At 75.1% G+C, this 2,127-nt stretch carries 2 protein-coding genes; both read right to left on the bottom strand.

Going from position 1 to position 2,127, the window contains the following annotated elements; all coding sequences use genetic code 11:
• Nucleotides 1-36: 36 nt before the first annotated feature.
• On the bottom strand, nucleotides 37-1,107 hold the full coding sequence (locus tag ACFU99_RS41620) for a FecCD family ABC transporter permease (protein ID WP_384403414.1): 1,071 nt from the start codon (nucleotides 1,105-1,107) through the stop codon (nucleotides 37-39).
• Nucleotides 1,104-2,127 (bottom strand): FecCD family ABC transporter permease (locus ACFU99_RS41615; RefSeq protein ID WP_384403411.1); only part of this gene is annotated, 1,024 nt, incomplete at its 5' end. The genes ACFU99_RS41615 and ACFU99_RS41620, both read right to left, overlap by 4 nt.

Here is a 2,127-nt window from a genome sequence, read left to right as displayed (position 1 = left end):
GTCCGGGGCGTACCCCGGACAGCGCGGCGGCACCGGTCACAGCCGCCCAGACCTCCGCTCCAGCAACAGCAGCCACGCCAGATACAGCCCGCCCGCGACGCCCGTGACCACCCCCACCGGCAGGATCGCCGACCCCGAGACCCGCTGGGCCGTCCAGTCCGCCGCGGTGACCAGCACCGCGCCCATCCACGCCGCGGGCAGCACATTGGGGCCCGCCGACCGCGTCAGCCGCCGGGCCAGCTGCGGCGCCGCCAGCGCCACGAACGGGATCGGGCCCGCCGCCGCGACCGCCATCGCGGTGAGCCCCGTACCGGTCGCCAGCAGCCACACCCGGCTGCGCTCCGGGGCGACGCCCAGCGCGGCCGCCGCCTCGTCGCCCATCTCCAGCATCGACAGCCGCTGCGCGAGCCCCAGCACGACCGGGACCAGCACCACGATCCCGAGCGCCGCCACCCGCACATCGCCCCAGCCGCGCCCGTTCAGGCTGCCGATCATCCAGGTTGCGGCCTCCGCGGCCTTGCCGATATCGGCCCGTATGAACAGATAGCTGGTCAGCGAGGAGAGCACCGCGGAGGCGCCGATGCCGATCAGCACCAGCCGGTAGCCGTGCACGCCGCGCTGCCAGGCCAGCAGATAGACCGCGAACGCCGTCGCGAGGCCGCCCGCCACCGCGCCGACGGCGGTCTGCACGGTCCCCGCCTCCAGCACGATGATCGCGACCAGCGCGCCCGCCGACGCGCCGCTGCCGAAGCCGATGATGTCCGGGCTGCCCAGCGGATTGCGGGACAGCGACTGGAACACCGCGCCGCTCATGCCCATCGCGAAACCCGCCAGCAGCCCGTCCAGGACTCGCGGCATCCGCAGCTCGTTCACCACGAAGTCCGCGCCGGGCGGGCCGTCGCCGAAGAGCGTACGGACCACCTCGGCCGGGCTCAGCTCGTACGCGCCCATGCCCAGCGAGAGCACCACGAGGGCCGCGCCCAGCACGGCCAGGACCGCGCAGACCAGCAGCGCGCGCCGCTGGAAGCGCAGCGAGAGCCCGCCGCGCGAGCGCACCACCACGGCGGCGGGGGCCTTCGGACGCGCGGGTGCGCGCAGGACGTTCACAGGTGGGCCACCTTGCGCCGGCGGACGAGTTGGATGAACAGCAGGCCGCCGAGGAACGCGGTCACGACCCCGACCTCGATCTCCGACGGCGGTACGAGCACCCGGCCGACGATGTCCGAGCCGAGCAGCAGCACCGGCGCGAAGACCGCGCAGTACGGGAACAGCCAGCGGGTGTCCGGCCCGCAGAACGCCCGCACCGCGTGCGGGATCATCAGCCCGATGAAGCCGATCGGCCCGCACACGGCCGTCGCCGCGCCGCACAGCAGGGTGATCGCGACGATCGACAGCACCCGGGTACGGCCGAGGTGCGCGCCCAGCGAGCGCGCGGTGTCGTCGCCGAGCGCCATCGCGTTCAGCGGCCGGGCCAGCGCCAGCGCGAGGAGCGCGCCCACGACCAGGAACGGCAGCGCGGGCAGCAGCAGATCGCCGCGGCGGCCCGCGAGGGTGCCGATCGACCAGTGCCGCATGGTCTCCAGCGCGCTCAGATCCCACAGCTGGAGGCCGTTGACGTACCCGAAGAGCGCCGCGTTGACGGCGGTGCCGGCGAGCGCGAGGCGTACGGGCGTCGCGGCCCGGCTGCCGCCGAGCGCGTTGACCGCCACCGCCGCGATCCCGGCGCCCGCGAACGCGAACCACAGATAGCCGGTGAAGGAGGTGACGCCCAGCAGGCTGATCGCGGTGACCACGGCGGCCGACGCGCCCGCGTTCACCCCGAGGAGGCCGGGGTCGGCGAGCGGGTTGCGGGTCAGCGTCTGCATCACCGCACCCGCCAGCCCCAGCGCCGCGCCCACCGCCACGCCGATCGCGGTACGCGGCAGCCGCAGCCCCCGCACGATGTGGTCGTCACGGGTGCCCGTCGCCTCGAACAGGCCGTGCCACACCTGGTCGAGCGGTATCTGCTTGGCGCCGATGGAGATGCTTGCCAGCACGGCCACCGCCAGCAGGACGAGCCCCACCAGCAGGCCGGTGGTCCGTACGGCCCGCCGGGCGCCGGGCGCGGCGGGCGGCGCGGCCTCGGGG

The organism is Streptomyces sp. NPDC057654 (genome assembly GCF_042800135.1).
Taxonomy (GTDB): Bacteria; Actinomycetota; Actinomycetes; order Streptomycetales; family Streptomycetaceae; genus Streptomyces.
This window is presented reverse-complemented; position numbering and strand designations above follow the sequence as displayed.